The sequence below is a fragment of the Litoribrevibacter euphylliae genome, from assembly GCF_042646085.1.
Taxonomy (GTDB): domain Bacteria; phylum Pseudomonadota; class Gammaproteobacteria; order Pseudomonadales; family Litoribrevibacteraceae; genus Litoribrevibacter; species Litoribrevibacter euphylliae.
In genome coordinates this window covers 17,907-37,288 of the sequence record NZ_JBHRSZ010000006.1, presented here as the reverse complement: position 1 = coordinate 37,288, position 19,382 = coordinate 17,907, and the positions used below count along the sequence as shown (strand labels likewise).

Genomic DNA, 19,382 nt, shown 5'->3' with positions numbered 1-19,382 from the left:
CGGTCTTTAAATTTATAGTTGACACTCCGCACGAATAGAGGCATAGTTGCGCGTCTAAAAATTTCAGTTAAAAAATTCTCAGGAGTCAGACAAGTGGCTAACTCTCCACAAGCTAAAAAACGTGCTCGCCAAGCAGAAAAGAGCCGCCAACACAATGCAAGCCTACGCTCTATGGTACGCACGTACATTAAGAAAGTGAGAGCGCAAATCGAAGCTGGCGACCATGCTGCAGCAACTACTGCATACCAAGCTGCTCAACCAATCATCGACAAGATGGTTACAAAAAATATTTTTGCTAAGAGCAAAGCAGCTCGCCTTAAGAGTCGTTTAAGCGCTCAGATTAAAGCACTTAACAGCTAATCCGCAGTTAAGCTGCTAAGCGAAACCGGCCACAAGCCGGTTTTTTTATGCCTAAAATTCACATAAAAGCCCACAAAAAAAAGGGCGCCCAAAAAGACACCCTTCATCCACATTTATTCAGCCCAAACACACGCCAAATAGAAAGATCTACATCAACACCAAGTTATCCCGATGAATTAACTCTTCCTCACCCAAATACCCCAACACTTCCTCAAAACGCTCGGATGACTTACCTAAGATTTTAATCACTTCATCCACATCGTAATTCACCAACCCATGCGCCACCACATGACCCGACTCATCTCGACAAACAACCACTTCACCGCGATTAAAAACACCCGACACCTGACGAACACCCACCGACAACAAGCTACGATTTTGCTCAGTCAATGCACGCACAGCCCCAGCATCCAACACCAATTCACCTTTTGCACGCAAGTGCCCGGCCAACCACTGCTTTCTGGCATCCAGAGTTTGCGCATCCGGCTTAAACCAAGTCCCAACATCCTGACCAGAAGACACCTTCAGCAACACATCATCCAAGCGACCAGAAGCCACAACAGTATGCGCCCCGGAACGAGCCGCTAAACGCGCCGCCCGAACTTTCGTCGCCATACCACCACGCCCTAAAACACCCGCTCCGCCAGACGCCATTTCATCCAACGCCTCATTACTGGCCTGAGTTTCCGAGATCAAAGTCGCATCAGGGTTGGAACGAGGATCTGCCGTAAACAAACCTTGCTGATCGGTTAAAATTACCAACAAATCCGCCTCAACCAAGTTTGCCACTAACGCACCCAAGGTATCGTTATCACCAAACTTAATCTCGTCCGTAACAACGGTATCGTTTTCATTCACCACCGGCACAACGCCCAGACGAATCAACTCTTTCAATGTACTTCGAGCATTAAGATAACGCTGACGATCGGAGAGATCATCATGCGTTAAAAGAATTTGAGCCGTATGCAGCTGATGACGCTTGAAGTTTTCTTCATACACCTGCACCAAGCCCATCTGTCCGACCGCAGCCGCCGCCTGTAGTTGATGCATGTTTTTAGGTCGAGCATCCAACCCTAGACGCTTCATTCCTTCCGCCACAGAACCGGAAGACACTAAAACAACCTCAATTCCCGAACGAACCAACGCCGATATTTGATCAACCCAACCTGCAATAGCCGCCCGATCAAGACCCTCACCATCATTGGTCAGCAGAGCACTGCCAATCTTAACAACCCAACGATCAGATCGCCCTAAAGACTCACGACTTTCAAACTTCATTGCCATTATTTACGCGCCGACTTTCAAATCTTCATTCAAAGACAACAAACAACCATAATAAACGAACGTCACAGACTCTCTTAACGAACGTACTCTACTTCGACATCGTAATCGTCATCATCCCAATCGTCATCGTCGCCATCATCAAGACCACTTTCCTTCGCCGCCTTACGAGCCGAACGTCGAGCCTCGCGAAGCGCTTCAATTTTCTGACGCCCTTCTTCAGCCATCGCTTCCTGAATAGCAAACTCTTGCTCAGCAACCTCAGGATCAGAAGCAATTTGCTCTTTCAACTCATCAATAAACGTCATGATATCGAAGCATAACTGCTTAGTCCCCTCACCATTGATCGCAGTGATCGGGTACACAGGACCTTCCCAACCCAACCTCTCGACAATAGCGCTACACAAAGTATCACGCTCTTCTTCCGGCACCATATCCAGCTTATTCAATACCAACCAACGATCACGAGATGCCAACGTCGGACTAAACTTTTCAAGCTCATTAATGATTGCCTGAGCAGATTCTGCCGGATCAGACTCATCAAACGGCGCCACATCCACAATATGCAGCATCAAACGCGTACGAATCAGATGCTTCAAGAAACGAATCCCTAAACCAGCACCCTCAGCAGCACCTTCAATCAACCCTGGAATATCCGCAATTACGAAACTCTTATGAGGCTGCGGACTCACCACCCCCAAATTAGGCACCAAGGTCGTAAACGGATAATTTGCCACCTTTGGCTTGGCCTTGGAAACAGCACGAATAAAAGTAGATTTACCCGCATTCGGCAGCCCCAACAAACCTACATCAGCCAGAACTTTAAGCTCTAACTTAAGATTACGTGACTCACCAGGCTTACCCGGTGTCGTTTGACGAGGCGCACGATTAACCGACGACTTAAAACGCGTATTACCCAAACCATGGAAACCACCTTTGGCCACCATAATTCGCTCACCCGCTTCACGCAAATCACCCAAGGTTTCATCGGTATCCATGTCGATAATAGTGGTTCCAATAGGCACCCTAAGAACGATATCCTCACCATCCTTACCACGACAGTTTCGACCCTGCCCTCCCTGACCATTATCAGCGCGATACTTCGGCTGATAGCGATAATCAATCAAGGTATTTAGATTGTAATCTGCTTCAATAAAAACTGAGCCGCCATCACCGCCGTCACCGCCGTCCGGCCCCCCACGAGGAACATACTTCTCTCGGCGAAAGCTTAAGCAACCGTTACCACCGTTACCCGCCTCAACATAAACCTGAGCTTCATCTACAAACTTCACCAAGCACCCCCTTGGGTTAGACGCTTCATCGCAACCCTATTCAGCAAAACAATCAATCTCAACCACCGATTGATACAAACAATATATAATAAAAAAGCCCCGCAAGCGGGGCTTTTTTTTACCAACACGACCCTAAGGCCCTGTCAGCTGAAATTACGCAGGAACTACAGAAACGTATTGACGATTCTTAGGACCACGAATTTCAAATTTCACTTCACCATTTGCTGTTGCAAACAACGTGTGATCTTTACCAAGACCTACGTTTGTACCAGCATGGAATTTAGTGCCGCGCTGACGAACAAGAATGTTACCAGCTAAAACTTTTTGGCCGCCGAAGCGCTTAACGCCTAAGCGTTTGGATTCCGAATCGCGACCGTTTCTAGTACTACCACCAGCTTTTTTGTGAGCCATGTGACGTTACTCCTAATTAGTTAACTTGAAATCGACTAACCTGAAAAACAGGTCGATTACGCGTTAATACCAGTGATTTTCACCTCAGTGTACCACTGACGGTGCCCCATACGCTTCATGTGATGCTTACGACGCTTGAACTTGATGATGCTTACTTTCTTATGACGACCATGTGCAACCACTTCCGCAGTTACTTTAGCGCCTTTAAGCTCTGGCTCACCAATTTTAACGTCTTGGCCATCAGAAACTAGCAATACGCGATCGAAATCGATAGCTGCGCCAGTTTCAACTTCAAGCTTTTCTAGCTTGATGCTTTCACCAACTTGAACACGGTGCTGCTTACCACCGCTTACAAAAACTGCATGCATTGAAATACACTCCAAAAATATCTCGTCGAATATTGAAGCTTCTTACATACCTGTTTCTATGGAGTTCACTCTGAAACCCCTATTACAGGGAGCTTAAACCTGCGGACGAGTTCGCAGGGGCGCTTATTCTATGAGCAATGCCCTATTAATTCAAGCACAAATCCCCCTCCAACACCCTGGATTTCAGCATTTCCCATATTCAGCACAACCTCATGCTTCCATTTTTTGCCAAATGCATGACTTAAACCGTTGAAAAGCCGTAGATTAGAGACATTTCTTAAAAAAAGACGTTATACTAGGCCGCTTTTAATGTTCGAATAATAATCAGGTTGCGCAAGAGCCAAGCTCAATGGAAAAGACCAACATATACTCTTCAGTACAAGCCGATTTTGAAGCGGTTAACCAATTCATTCTTAACCAGCTCCATTCTGATGTTCCGCTCGTTGTTAAAATTGGTCATCACATCATTGAATCCGGCGGGAAACGCATGCGTCCGCTATTAGCACTGCTCTCTGCAAATGCTCTGAACTACCAAGGCGACAATCACATTAAACTGGCCACCGTGATTGAATTTTTGCACACAGCAACACTACTTCATGACGATGTCGTTGATGCGTCTGACATGCGCCGAGGCAAAACAACCGCTAACGCGAAGTGGGGCAATGAGCCAAGTGTATTAGTAGGCGATTTCTTATATTCCCGCGCCTTCCAGATTTTAGTAGAAACCAAAAATCTCGATGTCATGGCAATCCTTTCCAACGCAACCTGCGTGATTGCAGAAGGGGAAGTTCTTCAGTTAATGAATGTTAAGAACCCTAACGTGACGGAAGAACAATACATGAACGTCATTTATGGAAAAACCGCTAAGCTGTTTGAAGCCAGTACCGAGTGTGGCGCCCTACTCTCCACAGACGACAAGACTCTGATTAAAGCCTCTGCCGATTATGGTCTAAATTTAGGATTAGGCTTCCAAATTATGGATGACATTCTAGATTACGAAGGCGATGCCGACACTATGGGTAAAAACGTCGGTGATGACTTAGCGGAAGGCAAACCAACACTACCTCTGATTCAAGCCATGAAAGCAGGCACTGAAACAGAAACACAGTTGATCAAACAAGCCATTCGTAAAGGTGGATTAGAAGACATTACCCAAATCCAGCAAATCGTTCATGAGTCAGGTGCTCTTGCCTACTGCAAGCAAAAAGCCAATGAGCTGGCAGATAAAGCCTATGCAGCGTTAGCCTTACTACCACAGAATGATCACACCAAAGCCATGGAGGCCGTACTTGCTCTTGCAGTGAATCGCAAGAGTTAGCCCTCAACGCACAAATAAGAGATAGAGTACGTATGATGCAAACCGAACATCGCCTGCTTTATCTCTTAACCTTACTGGCCTACAGCATTCTCTATGCACCTCAGCCTATCCTCCCTGCACTGGCAGAAGAATTTAACAGCAGCGCTAACCAGGCCGCACTCCTAACAACAGCCGTCATGTTACCGCTCGCCATAGCCCCTTTAAGTTATGGCTATCTGCTTGAAAAAATTTCCGCCAAAACAGGCCTCATCCTTTCCTGTGGCGTGATGGCAGTATGCCACCTCGCATTTGCCAATATCACCGCCATTGAACAAGCCATTATCATTCGAGCCATCGAAGGCATGACCCTGCCGGTAATGCTCACATCCATCATGACGCTACTGACACGCACTACGCCTAGTGAAAAGCTTCAAACTACACTATCCATCTATATCGCCCTAACGATTGTCGGAGGACTCGGCGGTAGAACGCTCAGCATGCTATTGACAGAGTATCTCGATTGGCGGCTGACGTTTTATTTGCTGGCCGGCTTCAGCTTACTCTTACTCCCTATGATGAAAGGGCTACCAGATCACAAGCCGCCACATCAAAACCCGATCCACTTAAAAGAACTGTTTAGCTGCATCAAGCACCCAAGCAATCGCTATCTCTATCCTTTTATCATGATTCAGTTCTTTACCATGGTGGCCATCCTGAACTTTATTCCATTCAGAATTATGGAAGCCTTTGATACCGATAGCTATTGGCCCATTCTCCTAGTGTACAGTTTCTATATAGTGGCGATCGGAACCGCTCTCGCCACCATCAAGATGAGACGAAAGATCAAAGACCTTCAAGTGAAAGGCGGGATATTCTGGCTAGTACTGACAGCGCTCGGACTATGGAGTTTTAGCTTTGACCACCTAGCTATGTACTGCCTTGGCTTCACTCTGGTTTCAGGCGCGATCTTCGCAAATCACTCCATCTGCAGTACCGAAGTCAACCATAACGAGAATAAATACTCCGCCCTAGCCAATGGCACCTACCTAACCTTCTACTATACTGGCGGCGCACTGGGATCAATCTTACCTGGGCTGTGGATTATTCAATGGGGATGGAACAATACCCTTTATGTGCTTATCACTGGATGCATTATTTCTACGATGACACTGCTGCTTTATTTCAAGAGCAAAGCCTCTCTATACGAAAGAGGCTAGAGACTGGCAGAAAAGATCATTCCTGATCTTTGCTATAACACAAAGCAATGGACACAGAATCAGAAAATCTCAACGCATGCGGTTTATCCACTTCGACTTCCGCATAAGTGACACGTACATCAGCACTGACAAGATCAAGTAACTCTGCCGTTAATCGCTCAAGCAACTCAAACCGGTTCTCTTCTACATGCTTAATAATGGCTTTGGTAATAGGACGGTAATTCAATGCATCCTCAATTTCAGTGGAATGCATTGCACGTTTAGCTAAATAGTGAATTTCGACATTCACCACTACATCCTGTTTATTTTTAATTTCTTCATCCTTAATACCAATAAAGGTTCTCAAACGAAGATTTTTGATACGTATTTTAGCGAGTTGACTGACCGACATTGATACACCCATTTTCATTCAGAGCATCAATATCATCACAGCCAGTCTCTAGAAATCAAGCCAAATACAAAAGAGAAATTACAAATAAGAAATTAACTAGGCAAAGGCTTCTAATGCCTGATCAAGATAAGGAATCAAACGCTGCGCGGTTTGGAGACGGAGAATTTTAGGCAACACACGCTCTTGCACACCTTTAACACTGTCACGCAAAACAGAAGGCTTTGAGCTAATCACCTCATAATCATAATGATCATCCTGCAAACTGACTTTTTGTAGCTCGGTCAACTCCGCCCCTAACAGTCGAATTAAAGCAAAGACCTCATCCTTCACCACAATTTCATTTGCTTCCCAGTAAACATCCTCAAGAACTACAACAAATTCATCAAATAAATTTGTCGCTTGAGCGATTGTGAGCTTTGACATTATTACCTCCAAAAAATCTGCACAAACAACAACTGCGCAGGAACATAAACCATACCTTCAAGAGTAGCATCTACCCAAGTTTCTGCCCGCTAATCTCATGATAATTCACACAAACAAACGCATTCAGTTCAAAGAATATACAACCCTATAAATTATTTAATTTTTTTCAAAAAAATTATTGACAGATTTTCCTGACTAGATATTATAGGCGACCTCAGCGGAGGGGTGGCAGAGTGGTCGAATGCACCGGTCTTGAAAACCGGCGTCGGTTAATAGCCGACCGAGAGTTCGAATCTCTCCTCCTCCGCCATTGTTCCTCGATAGCTCAGTTGGTAGAGCAGTAGACTGTTAATCTATTGGTCGCTGGTTCGAGTCCAGCTCGAGGAGCCATCACTTTTTTCTTAAAGTGATGATGTGGTGGGCGTAGCTCAGTTGGTAGAGCCCCGGATTGTGATTCCGGTCGTCGTGGGTTCAAATCCCATCGTCCACCCCATTTTCTTTCTTAACTCTATGACTTTTCTAAAGTTTCTTCCGAGTTAAGCATCCTTACTTCTCTCTTTTTGTTACACCATTTGTTACACCAAACGTCACACCATGACATTTCAGGTGAGCTAAATGTGTATCCAAGTACCCTATACACTTCTTAGAAACAGAACCTTTAGTTACAACCGTAAAATCAATTCATCCATTCTTCGCGTTTCGCTTGGAACCAAAGAAGAAGCTACTGCTTTACACCTAGTCACGCATATCAACCAGCTTGTCGATCAACTACTGTCTAACAGAACACCTTTCGACCAGATACGCATAGCTGTCAAAGAATGGTTGAACACCAAGCCCACCACCAGTCAGACAAACAGCCCTGCCAAACCTGAGAACTCAATTGTCATTCAGGGGACAACCCCAACAATTACCCCCGAAGCAGAACCATTAGACGCACCAAAGACCAGCAAGAAACTATCTGAACTGAGAGACCTCTTTGAAGAAGAAAGACGCAGAGAGAAGAAACAACTTAACAGCAAGACCCACGACTACTACCGAAACTCAATTAACACCTTCATTGAACTGGTCAGTGACATTCATATTGAAGATTTAAACAAAGAGACTGTACGCCTATTCAAAGCAGGTCTTTCCGAATACCCCGCCTCCAGAAACCTTCATAACAACAAGAATAAATCACTGAAGGAACTGAGACGCAGAGGACTACCCTTACTATCACAACAATCCATCAACCAACACTACCAGCGAATCTCCAGCTTTATGCACTGGTGCGTCAATCACGATTACCTAAGCAAGAATCCCTTACCTGCCTTAGCGCCACCCAAGATTAAAAACAACAAGAGAGCACCATTTACACGAAACGATATTCAGAACATCTTTAGCCAACCTGTATTTACAGAACACAACCACCTGAAAGACAGACCTACAGATTATTGGCTACCGATCTTGGGGCTTTACACTGGCGCACGACTTAACGAATTAGCCCAATTGAAGAAAGAGCACATCATCAAGGTCGATGGCGTAGACGTTATTTCCCTGAAAGAAGACGGAATGAAACTCAAGAACGAAGAATCAGCCAGATACATTCCGATTCATAACGAACTGATTCAACTAGGTTTCTTAAGGTTTGTCAGTACATCCGCTTCAGGACATCTATTCAAAGATTTAAGTGAAACCGTAGCAGCCAAAGAACGGGGAGAATACGGAGCAGCTTACAACAAACGCTTCACACGTCTGAAACAGGCGCTTGGTTTCGACCAGAATAAATCTTACCACTCATTCAGACATACAATGGCTGATGAACTGAAAGAAGCCAAAGTCCCTCTTGAGCACATTCAAGCTATCCTTGGCCACACGCCGGAGACAATCACCCAGCGTGTTTACATGACCGAATACCCTGCGATGGAACTGAAGGTGCAACTTGATCAAGTAAGTTTTACAAATGAACTAAAAGATCTAGCATTCGGCTAAAACTAGAACAGCACAAATCAAAAAGCCCCTTCACAAAAGCCAATTGAATTAACCACCAAATCCAGACACTGCATAACCATTACAAAAATAATTCCTATGCAAGGAAAGAAAAACAAAATAACAATCAACACATGCATAACTAGCAGTGCTGTTGATAATTTGTACAAAACCGGTATAATCTGCGCACTTTTTTATTTTTCGCCTAAAATTACAAAATTATTAGGCATAAAGTAGTTAAATTTTTATAAGTTGAGAACTTTATTGCTTGCTAACAGAGCTAAAGTAATGAGATAAATAGTATCAACTAACCCTTAGTAAAGCTTCATGGAACAGAGCTGTACACATAAACAGTTAGTAAAACTAATCCACCCTCTTGTAGGAAGAGATAAGATCATGAGTCAACTTAAAGCATCAAAACGGTCAGAACGGATATCTAAAGCTCGTTTACTTGTGGCTCGCTTTTCTCGTGGCAATGTAAACCTGCAACGTGGAGCTTACGTTACAGAGCAACAACTACAAGAGCGAAAAAAGAGCGTTCTTGCTCACAGCTTTACTTAAAATTTAGCTATCTCAGAAAGGAATCTGTTGTTAATGACCGAAAAGGTAACATGCACCTCCGATGCAGATGGGTCACTTCATCCTGTAACAGAACTTTCTCAACTCTCATTACCACCTCAAAATTTAGTTAACCAAGTTAATTTAGAGCTACTTGAACAAGCTTTAGAGTCATTTGTAGACGCCGAAGAGCACATCAAACATGCTGAGCTAAACACTTCTGAAGTTGTTATCCCCTCTATTAATGAATTGCGTTACTTTGGCTATCATATTACAAAAGCACTTAAAACTAACGATGAAGCCACTCAAGCAGAAGAGCTAAAAAAAGCAATCAAACACTGCAAACGCGCAAGCTATGATGCTGTCGAACTAGGAATTATTTCCGCGCTTGAAAATATTCAAAGCTTTCAGGAGAGTTTTAGAGGAAAAATTTCGATCAGCTCAACTATCAGTGATTACGCTGGCAAGATGCAACAAGTAGAAGACGTCAAGAAAGCTATTAGCTCTACACCTAAAGATGATAGAGATGACTACTACAAATACTGCCAAGAAAACCTGAAAGAAATTCAAGATATTTATAACTATATCTCCCAGTATGAAGATGATTTAACTCTCGCCCTAGAAGAATCTTTGACTAATAAAGATCGACTAAATAAAGCTGAAGAACGTGCAGAAAAAGCCGAAGAACGTGCAGAAAAATCAGAACAAAGGTTAAATAGAAACTTTAAAATATCACTTTTCGGGGCCTTTGTTTCAGTAATTTCTGTAACCCTTTTAGCCTACAAGCTGTTTATAGCACCTCCCCAAACAAAGTCCTCTGTCTCTAAAGAAGACCTACAAGTAAGCCAATTAAAACACCCACCCCCCACCTCCAACCTAAACACTCACACCCCAGAAAACAAATAACGAGTTTCACCAGAAAAATCTGAGCGCTCTTTATCTAATAGACTAAAGGCTAGTTTCCCCCACGGGGGTATCAACCATAAGATACTGAAAGTTAAGGCCTTTTTATCTCCTCTTGTCCCACGACTTACTACTGCGAGAGACATCTAGAGCCTATCAATAGGTCACTCCAATGGTCTGACTCTAGGTTGAACGCCTCGAACTCTCGCTCTCTTTGCGTGTCTCTGTCTCTCACCCTATTTTTGAGTCAATCTACTGGTATCAACAAACGAACGTTAAATGACACCACGCAAGACCATCTGTTTTAGCATCATAAAAATAGCTATTGACACTTTATGATACCTACTGATTTAATGATACCACTAGATGACACCCAAAGAAGGACGTAGGGAATGAATCGAACGTATCTATACGCACGAGTTAGCACAGGTGAGCAAACCACAGATAATCAATTCGCAGATATTCTAAGTGTGCCCGAATGGTCAGATGTACCAAAACAGCGCCAAGTATCTGAGGTCATTAGTGGCGGTATGGCTGCTATGAAGAGACCAGCGTTTAAGAACTTAGTTGAGAACAAATTAGAAGCTGGTGACACCTTGGTCGTCTCCAAGATTGATCGCCTTGGGCGTGACTCCATAGACGTTCAGAGCACGATTCTGGGCTTAGCTGAGCGTGGTATAAAAGTCGTTAGTCTTGACCTACCAACCAGCGATTTAACCAGCTCAGAAGGCAAGCTGATGCTTCAAATGTTCGCGGCGTTTGCAGAGTTTGAGAAGGCGCGAATCATTGAGCGCACACAGTCAGGTCTTCGCAACGCCAAGGCCAAAGGTGTGAAGCTGGGGCGGCCTGAAGCAACCAATACCACACTAAAGGTGCTTGAACAGAAGAGTAAGGGAATGACCCAGAGTCAGACCGCCAAGCAATTATCAATCTCGCTGGCAACTGTTAAACGACATTGGAATAAGAAGCAGGAAGAAACCGAACCAGCCTAGCGCCTTCGTCTGGATTTTCATTCCCGAAACTGGTCTTAAGGCGCTCGCTACGTCCCGCATGATGTGGGCGCTGGGGAAGACCGGAGCTTTTCCCTTCCCTAAGACTGAAAAAGCCTGAAGATCAGCATCACATTACCGATCAAGAAATATAACCTGCTAGGTCAATCAGTTGTTTATAATCACTCCACAACAGCATTTGAATATTTGAACCTTGAGAGTCTAACTGAGAACAGATTGACCTGTATTGATCTTCAATAGTGATATCAAGGTTGCTTTTTGAGCTATTTGTTATAAAAGCCTGTCTTACAACCTCATAGTGAACAAGGCCTTCTATCTCTTCTTGAAATTCTCCTTTTCTCTTATGGGTTTTGACCATGTTAAAGCTTAATTGATAAATACACCTAAGATCTTTTGGCAAGGAAGGTTGGACAGAATGATTACCATACTTATGCTCAGATGGAGAGTCATCTTTTCCAGCCTTGCTTGAACGTTGCGTATAAGACGTTAAACCCAAATGGCTTTCACAAACAGCCGCAACCAATACAATTAAATTTACCGCTATTATTTTTCCTTGATTGCGTTGACTTAGAACTTGAAGACAGGCTTTAACTTTCTGAATCACCTGATCTATATCTCGTATTTTCAGATTGAATAATTGGGTGCACCATAGAAAAGGTAATTCAAATAGAGACAAACCACTCATTTTGAATACTGCTTTAATTGGATACAGCATTATTTGACGACTATCATCCAACTTCTCTAGATTGTGTATTTTTAAATAATGACCAATATCGGGCTCTGGTAAAGTAGCAACCCTGTCAAAGAATCGCTTCAAATATCTTTTCGAATCAAACGTCTCGCCATAAAGCACCTTAATTGAACTTTCCAGTTGCTCAGTATCACTTGCAATCACAAACACCAAGTTTTCCGTCGCAAAGAAATGCTTAACAACTTCCAGCAATTCCACAGAGTAGTTTGGACGACAACGATCTAATTCATCAATCAAAACAACTACCGGTACTTTTAAACCCCTGACGCTGGCAAGTGTTTCAGCTAATTGACTCAAACTCTCACGAATTGTCCTTATTGCCTGAATTTGTTCTTGATGATCAGTCAAAAGCTTCTGAAGTTCTGTAGAGTCGCTAGTGTCTGCCCCAACGATCATTGCATCCGTTAACATGGATGAATCTATTGGCAGACCATATGATTTAAGTAATCCAGAGGCAACTCCGGTACTAAGAATTGCAGAAGTCTTAAGGAATTTTGAAAAACCATCTTTCAGCTTATCCCTACCATCAAGCTTCCCTATATCCTCATTAAAAAGCTCAAGTTGACTAACCAGTTCACTTGCAACAACCTTAAGTGGAGCCTCAGAAAAATCACTCTCCCACGCATCAATGTATACACAAGGGTACTTCCTAGTGATCAGCTCAACATACAAGCGCTTTAAAAATTCGGTTTTACCTGTCCCCCAAGGACTGTCGATGTTCAAAACAAAACCGTCTTTTTCACTCACCAGATAATCAGCAAGAAAGCGCCCGAAATCACCTCTGTTTAACAAGCAGTTTTCAAAGCTGACAGAATCATTACCTTCAAACCATTCCTTGTATTTGGAATTATCCTTTAATGAATACGTCACAAGTTTGTCCTTCCCTGATAGTAAATCACGCAAAATTTAGACTGTTATAAACTCAGCACCCACTGTAAAAAATACTTAAAGGTTCGGCAACCTCTTCAATTCAGATAACTAAATAGGCAGAGAGACGAAAAACTGAATAAAAAGCACCCAACCCTCTTAAAAGATCGACGTAAGATCACCGCAAAAACCTTCCGAAACACCCTCTCTGGAAGCCGCGTATTTACTGGCCTGCGATTTTTGTCCCCCCTATGACTGACTTTTTGAATTACAGGTGTAAGGCTGACTTCAAATCCTGTACAAAAACCAACCATCACACAATCCACATTTTAACCAACCGCTTCTTACAGACCATCAGCATCAGTTCAATCTGAAGACTTTCTCGTGCCTGTTCGTAGCTCACAACCAAAAGGACATACTCATGACCAACCTAAACGAAACTCCATGCACAACTATCACGATTTATACCGATGGTGCGTGTAAAGGAAATCCTGGCATTGGCGGCTGGGGAGCACTGATCTCTAACGATAAGAAGAAACTAGAGATTGCAGGCTTCTCGCTCATGACCACCAATAACGAGATGGAGCTTATGGCCGTTCTTAGATCATTGGAACGGATAAAAGGAGTAAGCAAAGACATCCATCTCTATTCAGACAGCAAATACGTCATTCAAGGCATTACAGAATGGTTGCCTAACTGGAAGGCCAAAGGTTGGCGCAACGCTAGTAAGAAGCCAATCGCTAACGCTGAACTCTGGAGAGAAATAGACCAGCTTAATCAGAAACACAATATCTCTTGGTTCTGGGTAGAAGGTCATTCAGGAGTAGAAGGTAATGAGAAGGCAGACGCTCTTGCTAATGAAGCAATTACGTTCAAGACCTCCATTAAGAGAGCAACCCAATTGGAAGCGACCTAACGTCAACTTAGAGCTCAGACTGAATTAGGATACAAGGATAAGCCGTTATTCTAGGTCTAACACTGTCCGTCTAACGATACGCTCAACCTCAAGTCCAACAGTCAGTTCTGACTCAAAGTTCTTACTACTCCTCTGTTATCTATCCAAGAAAAGAAGCGATAAGAGCAGTAACCCAACGTTTAACCTTAAGTGTACAGATAGGTCTTACCTATCCCTCTACTTATAAGGTGAACCCTCCACAAGCCCCGTATTCCTTGGGGTCTCTAGAGGCTTTTGAGTTTTTTAAAGAGAAAACGCTCAAGAGATAAATTCATCCAATTAACCAACCGCAATTAACTATCATGCAACAAACACAATTCCGCACTATTGACGCACTCATGGGTCAAGGCAAAACCACGCTTATTATTAACGAACTCAAAGCTGTTCCAAGTAACAGCAACCAACGATACATATTTATCACCCCCTACAATGATGAGGTCGAACGCATTACAAAGGCAGCTCCACACCTCAAGTTTGTAACACCCAGTGATGAAACACATTCGACTAAATTGAATAGCTTTCACGATCTGGTAGCCGCAGGTCATAACATTGTGTCTACTCATGAGCTGTTTAAGCGCTGGTCTGACGAAACGCTCATGCTGCTAAGTGACTTCGGCTATCACCTAATCATTGATGAGGTTGTCGATTGCGTCAGACAGTACGGTACATCTAAAGATGATAAGCCCGATTCCGTCATGCTATGCCGAGACACAGGGACAATTCAGGAGGATGATAAGAACTACCTAAGATGGAAGTCTGCAAAGAGTTACAGCAGCTATAACAGTATAAAAAGAGATTGCGATCAAGGCAGGCTCATTCTACTCCCAGATAAGAAGGATGGTCTGTTCTTCTGGGAATTCCCAATTGTATTACTGAAGGCGTTCCACTCGGTCACTATCCTCACTTACATGTTCGATGCTTCTTATATGGCAGCTTATCTACGAAGTCATAACGTTGAACCTGAACGGCTGACGCTAGATCAAAACGGAAAGCTAGTACCTTGGTCAGAAGAACATGAAAGAGTAGCAATTGAACCTTTGGCTAGGCTGATCAATATCATAGAGGACGACAAACTAAATGCTCTTGGTGATGAACCTAACGCCTTAAGTTCTAGCTGGTTCTCAAAGACGGCATCCAGTAAGGACAAAAGGCAGCTCGGGAAGAATGTCAGAAACTTCTTTGAACACAGGTCTAGATCAACCTCGAAAGATGAGCGCATGTGGTCATGTGTGGAAGCAGTAAAAGACTCTATTTCACCACCCCATAATGCGAAGACGTTTGTATCTTGCAACCTGAGAGCAACGAATAAGCATAAAGGTTGTAACTCAGTCGCCTACCTTCGGAATATATTCCCAACACCTACTATGGCCAGATACTTCAAAGAACGAAGCGAGGTCTCTATCGACTCACAACGTTACGCGCTTGCAGAATTTCTTCAGTGGTTATTCCGTTCAGCTATTCGTGATGGGAAACCTGTGGATGTATACCTCCCGTCTAAACGAATGAGGAACATTGTGAAGAGTTGGATGAATGACGAGAGGGCTAAGATAGCAGTCTAACGAAAGACACAGGCAGAACCTTGGATTAATACCTTTGGCTGTCTGTGTCTCTTACCCTGTTTTTATCAGATTATTTGTCAACTTTAATATAAGCTTTAAGACCTTTGGGATTGAAATAGGTGTTCAGTCTCTCTGTTGTATGCAAAAGCCACTGATCAAAATTACCCATTGAAAAAGGGGCTAAAGTGTAAGCACTAATACCACCGTTAATAGTGTCGATAATTATCTCGCCATTTGGCTTATCGAATATCCACCCATTACCTTTAACCTGTTGAATTGTTGACCCTGACAGCCTTGGTAAGCAAGGGTCAGAACTAACAAACTCCTCCAAATGACCAATGAAGCGACTGTGTTTGGTCAGCGCTTTTCCGTCAGTTCTTTCTAATCGTATCTCAAATCCAACCTTTTTAACGCTTTCTGTGTTAACGCAAACCGAACGGGAAACAGGCATATCTTTTCTAGATTTATTAACATCGAATACTCGACCATAATCGCTTTCAATGGTAACTCTTCTTTCTTCCTTAACCTTCGTAAGAGGGTTTATTGTGTACTTATAAAGCGGCAGACCGTCAGTTTTATAGACTCTATATACTAATTGTCTCTTTTGGCTGCCATAGGGTTCATCACTAATCCAAACACCGTTCCTAAAGTCTGTTTTTATTGTCTGCTTTCCATTGCGATCAGTGTATGTACACTCACCAACTACAAATAAACAATGGTTATATTGATCTGAGATATAGCTAGAGTTCTTTTGTAGAATACTGACCTGGGCATGGCGGTATCTTTTAATATCACCAAATCGATTTCTTCCATAGACATCCACGCTAGAAAAATAAAAGTCATCTCCTTCTACTCTTTCAAGACGATGTGCGAAATGGATTTTTTCTTTTCCTATTTTATCAACATCAAGCATTCTGTATTGATAGCCAGCGTCAAGATCAGGCTTAATCGTCGAACGATTCTCAGGAGTTAGGATTTGCCCTTTATGCGCAGCAACGACCTGTTTCACACCACTAGGAATGACTGCACTCTCCACATCGAATGAGTGACCACCCATTGAGGAGCAGCCAGAAATAAAAAGAGCAAACGAAGTGAAAAATGAAAAAACTAAGACTTTGAAATAATCGAATCGAAAGAGGTTACCTAACATCTAAAGGCTCCACCGGAATCAGTACATTTAAGCGGCATGTATCATACTAGATTGAAACACCAGAACAAAAAATCAATACAGAATTAGTACTACGTATCTATTCCATAAAGCACACACGCAGAATAAACCAGCCGTTTTCTATACGGTCTCCCACAAGTGATACACCAGAGAAAGAAAAGAACACCAAGAGAAACCACCAGCACCTTACAAACAGTGGTCTTGACGTCACACCAAACGTCATATAGTTTGTTACACCAAGACGCTGATTTAGGTGTTTTTGAGCGTTTTACTGAGCCGTAACAAGGCGTGATACAAATTGACTAGAAGTACTGTGGATACTGGGCGTAGCTCAGTTGGTAGAGCCCCGGATTGTGATTCCGGTCGTCGTGGGTTCAAATCCCATCGTCCACCCCATTTCTTTTCTTACCTCTTGATTTGTCTAGAATTCCCCCAAGCTAAGTATATTTATACTTTATTAGACTACCCACTTTTCAGAAAATCATTCTGGCAAAAATATCTCAGCAGCGAAAAAGCTTCAGCCACTTGAGCACTTTCTCAAGCGCTCAGTGATTCAATTAGATGCTTACATCAAATCGTGAATTGTGAAATCGCATGATCCAGATCTTTCGCCTGTTGCGCAACACGGGATGCTGACATGGAGTTCTTCGCGACAGAGTCTGTATTTTCTGTCGTTACCGCTTTAATAGCGTTGACATTACGTGCAATTTCTTCAGACACCAAGCTTTGTTCTTCCACCGCTGCTGCAATTTGAGTACTGTTGTCCAAAATTTGCTGCATATTACTCATGATCGACTGAATCCTTGTGAGCGCCAGCTCTGATTTTTCCACACTTTCATCGCCTTTTTTCTTACACGAGCTAATGTTAGTAACCACACGCTGCGTCTGATTCTGAACCGACGAAATAATGGACGAAATTTCTTCTGTGGAGCTTTGAGTTCTTCCCGCTAAAGTTCTGACTTCATCAGCCACAACAGCAAACCCCCTTCCCTGTTCGCCTGCCCTTGCAGCCTCAATCGCAGCGTTCAACGCCAGCAAGTTGGTTTGTTCTGCAATGTCTTTAATTACTTTAAGAACAGAACTAATTTTTTCAGACAGAGAGGATAGGCTGATTACCTCTTGATTCGCGGTGTCCAAATCACTGGATAAATATGAAATAGTTTCTTTCGTGGAAGATATGTCCGTCAGCCCGGTCTCTGCCATCTGATATCCCGACTGAGTATTTTCAGCTGCCATTTCTGAGGTGCTAGCTACATCTTTAATGGTTTCTCCCATCTCAGTAATGGCCGTTGCGACAGAGTCGGTTTCAATTTTTTGTTTGGTCAGTGCATCCTCTGTAGAGCTGCTACTTTGCTGCAACTCTTTCGATGCTTCACTTAACTCACTTACCGTACCTTGAACGTTCTCGACCAAATCTCGAATACTGCTTAACAATTCATTAAAGCTCTTCGCGACTAGCGCCAACTCATCATTCCCTTTTGCGTTCGCAGTTAGTGATAAGTTACGTGTTTCAGCAACTCTTGCCATAATATCGCTAAGCCCACCAATGCGAACCTGAATATCCCTGACAATCCGGTAAGAGAGCGCCATTAACAGCACGATAACAATAGCAATTGACGAAATAATCCGAGATTCAAGCACATCAATCCCATGGCTAATCTCTTCATCGAGTATATGCTCTGTTTTCAAAAATAATTCCTGAATGACAGTGAACAAATGTCGCATTTCTTTTTTCAATTCAGCATCGTGCGCTTTGTCGCTTCCATAGCCATCTACCAGTGACTCAAAATCTTTGCGAAACAATGTAATCTCGCCCTTTAATCTGGCCAATTCAGGAATCTCAATCTCTAACGCTTCCAAATCCTCGTTCAACTTTAATGAAAGCTTTTGAAACAGCTTATACTCTTTTGAAAACTCACTGAGCTTCGACTTATCTTTAGAAACGAGGAACTCCATTTCTATTCGGTTCAAATTCAATAACGACACTTCCAGACTTTTGACATCTATGTAAGTTTTTTCCAAATCGAGTAATTTGAGGTTCGAAATTTCTGTAATGGAAACCACCACAATCAACGCAAGGATAGACAATCCGGTTAGACCAAATAGCTTATGTTTAATTTTCATACTGCTCTCTTCACTGCCCTATTAAGACTACACTGCATGCTCTGCATTTTCGTAATATCCATTGAGTATAGACAGACTTCAATAAAAGTAGATTGGCCCAAAGCAAGGTAAACAAGGCCGACTCACGAGAGCTTAAAATGAAACTGAACATGAACGGAGATTTAGCAGGCTTTGAAACTCGTTCAAACCGACCGATGAATTCAGGTAAGACACAAATACAAGCAGCTTAAAAGGCGTAAGCCACCTATGAGTTTACAAGGTACGATATAGAGCGTTCCTCAGAGTGACCATTAGATTCCAATTTCGTAAACCTTGTCGCCAATTACAGAAAAAAGTCCATGCTTGGCTTAGTAGTTATTTACGGAATCGTTGTTACTTTCAGGCCAGTATCGTCCTGAAGAAGGAAGTGCTGCCTTGGGGAGGGCACCACTGAGACTATGCTCGTCATCAGTGTGTGAGAGCCCTCATTTTCAGGCACGCAA

The 19,382-nt window shown here is 43.1% G+C and carries 18 protein-coding genes and 3 tRNA genes; 12 read left to right on the top strand and 9 right to left on the bottom strand.

The window, feature by feature from the left end; translation table 11 throughout:
* Positions 1-93: 93 nt before the first annotated feature.
* Positions 94-360, top strand: coding sequence for a 30S ribosomal protein S20 (rpsT, locus tag ACFOEK_RS14120; RefSeq protein WP_386722036.1), 267 nt, complete (start codon positions 94-96; stop codon positions 358-360).
* A gap of 147 nt (positions 361-507) precedes the next feature.
* Here rpsT and proB read toward each other — a convergent pair whose 3' ends face one another.
* From proB to rplU, 4 genes are all read right to left on the bottom strand, one after another.
* A complete protein-coding gene (gene proB / locus ACFOEK_RS14115; protein ID WP_386722034.1) occupies positions 508-1,644 on the bottom strand; it encodes a glutamate 5-kinase in 1,137 nt (378 codons plus the stop codon).
* Between the two features lie 74 nt (positions 1,645-1,718).
* Entirely contained in the window at positions 1,719-2,933 is a 1,215-nt protein-coding gene (cgtA, locus tag ACFOEK_RS14110; protein ID WP_386722032.1) for an Obg family GTPase CgtA, read from the bottom strand.
* Positions 2,934-3,086: 153 nt separating this feature from the next.
* Positions 3,087-3,344, bottom strand: a complete 258-nt coding sequence (rpmA, locus tag ACFOEK_RS14105; RefSeq protein WP_386722030.1) for a 50S ribosomal protein L27 — start codon at positions 3,342-3,344, stop codon at positions 3,087-3,089.
* Between the two features lie 56 nt (positions 3,345-3,400).
* On the bottom strand, positions 3,401-3,712 hold the full coding sequence (gene rplU / locus ACFOEK_RS14100) for a 50S ribosomal protein L21 (RefSeq protein WP_386722028.1): 312 nt from the start codon (positions 3,710-3,712) through the stop codon (positions 3,401-3,403).
* A 349-nt stretch (positions 3,713-4,061) separates the two neighbouring features.
* Here rplU and ACFOEK_RS14095 point away from each other — a divergent pair, with 349 nt between their 5' ends.
* Positions 4,062-5,030 carry a polyprenyl synthetase family protein gene (locus tag ACFOEK_RS14095; RefSeq protein WP_386722026.1) on the top strand — a complete coding sequence of 323 codons (969 nt, stop codon included), beginning with the start codon at positions 4,062-4,064 and terminating at the stop codon, positions 5,028-5,030.
* A gap of 32 nt (positions 5,031-5,062) precedes the next feature.
* Complete coding sequence (locus ACFOEK_RS14090) at positions 5,063-6,226, top strand: MFS transporter (RefSeq protein ID WP_386722024.1); 1,164 nt, start codon at positions 5,063-5,065, stop codon at positions 6,224-6,226.
* Between the two features lie 16 nt (positions 6,227-6,242).
* On the opposite strand, the gene folX is transcribed toward ACFOEK_RS14090, so the two are convergent.
* Both folX and ACFOEK_RS14080 read right to left on the bottom strand, forming a co-directional pair.
* Entirely contained in the window at positions 6,243-6,617 is a 375-nt protein-coding gene (gene folX / locus ACFOEK_RS14085; RefSeq protein WP_386722022.1) for a dihydroneopterin triphosphate 2'-epimerase, read from the bottom strand.
* A 96-nt stretch (positions 6,618-6,713) separates the two neighbouring features.
* Positions 6,714-7,040 (bottom strand): hypothetical protein, encoded by a 327-nt coding sequence (locus ACFOEK_RS14080; protein WP_386722020.1) that lies wholly within the window; start codon positions 7,038-7,040, stop codon positions 6,714-6,716.
* A gap of 219 nt (positions 7,041-7,259) precedes the next feature.
* On the opposite strand from ACFOEK_RS14080, the gene ACFOEK_RS14075 reads away from it, so the two are divergent.
* The 7 genes from ACFOEK_RS14075 (at position 7,260) to ACFOEK_RS14045 (ending at position 11,458) form a co-directional block, all read left to right on the top strand.
* Positions 7,260-7,350: transfer RNA gene (locus ACFOEK_RS14075), tRNA-Ser, on the top strand.
* Positions 7,351-7,354: 4 nt separating this feature from the next.
* Positions 7,355-7,430: transfer RNA gene (locus ACFOEK_RS14070), tRNA-Asn, on the top strand.
* Positions 7,431-7,457: 27 nt separating this feature from the next.
* A tRNA-His gene (locus ACFOEK_RS14065) sits at positions 7,458-7,533 on the top strand.
* Positions 7,534-7,655: 122 nt separating this feature from the next.
* Positions 7,656-9,008: a site-specific integrase gene (locus tag ACFOEK_RS14060; protein WP_386722018.1), complete on the top strand. Its 1,353-nt coding sequence runs from the start codon at positions 7,656-7,658 to the stop codon at positions 9,006-9,008.
* A 393-nt stretch (positions 9,009-9,401) separates the two neighbouring features.
* The gene (locus ACFOEK_RS14055) at positions 9,402-9,566 is read left to right on the top strand and encodes a hypothetical protein (RefSeq protein ID WP_386722016.1); all 165 of its coding nucleotides are present in this window, start codon (positions 9,402-9,404) and stop codon (positions 9,564-9,566) included.
* A gap of 33 nt (positions 9,567-9,599) precedes the next feature.
* Positions 9,600-10,469 carry a hypothetical protein gene (locus ACFOEK_RS14050; RefSeq protein WP_386722014.1) on the top strand — a complete coding sequence of 290 codons (870 nt, stop codon included), beginning with the start codon at positions 9,600-9,602 and terminating at the stop codon, positions 10,467-10,469.
* 389 nt (positions 10,470-10,858) lie between these two features.
* On the top strand, positions 10,859-11,458 hold the full coding sequence (locus ACFOEK_RS14045; RefSeq protein WP_386722012.1) for a recombinase family protein: 600 nt from the start codon (positions 10,859-10,861) through the stop codon (positions 11,456-11,458).
* Positions 11,459-11,597: 139 nt separating this feature from the next.
* Here ACFOEK_RS14045 and ACFOEK_RS14040 read toward each other — a convergent pair whose 3' ends face one another.
* Complete coding sequence (locus tag ACFOEK_RS14040; protein ID WP_386722010.1) at positions 11,598-13,097, bottom strand: KAP family P-loop NTPase fold protein; 1,500 nt, start codon at positions 13,095-13,097, stop codon at positions 11,598-11,600.
* Positions 13,098-13,515: 418 nt separating this feature from the next.
* On the opposite strand from ACFOEK_RS14040, the gene rnhA reads away from it, so the two are divergent.
* Both rnhA and ACFOEK_RS14030 read left to right on the top strand, forming a co-directional pair.
* Positions 13,516-14,010, top strand: coding sequence for a ribonuclease HI (gene rnhA / locus ACFOEK_RS14035; RefSeq protein WP_386722008.1), 495 nt, complete (start codon positions 13,516-13,518; stop codon positions 14,008-14,010).
* A 341-nt stretch (positions 14,011-14,351) separates the two neighbouring features.
* Positions 14,352-15,608 (top strand): hypothetical protein, encoded by a 1,257-nt coding sequence (locus tag ACFOEK_RS14030; protein WP_386722006.1) that lies wholly within the window; start codon positions 14,352-14,354, stop codon positions 15,606-15,608.
* 70 nt (positions 15,609-15,678) lie between these two features.
* Here ACFOEK_RS14030 and ACFOEK_RS14025 read toward each other — a convergent pair whose 3' ends face one another.
* Both ACFOEK_RS14025 and ACFOEK_RS14020 read right to left on the bottom strand, forming a co-directional pair.
* Positions 15,679-16,758: a hypothetical protein gene (locus tag ACFOEK_RS14025; RefSeq protein ID WP_386722004.1), complete on the bottom strand. Its 1,080-nt coding sequence runs from the start codon at positions 16,756-16,758 to the stop codon at positions 15,679-15,681.
* Between the two features lie 588 nt (positions 16,759-17,346).
* Complete coding sequence (locus tag ACFOEK_RS14020) at positions 17,347-18,900, bottom strand: methyl-accepting chemotaxis protein (RefSeq protein WP_386722002.1); 1,554 nt, start codon at positions 18,898-18,900, stop codon at positions 17,347-17,349.
* Between the last annotated feature and the right edge of the window lie 482 nt (positions 18,901-19,382).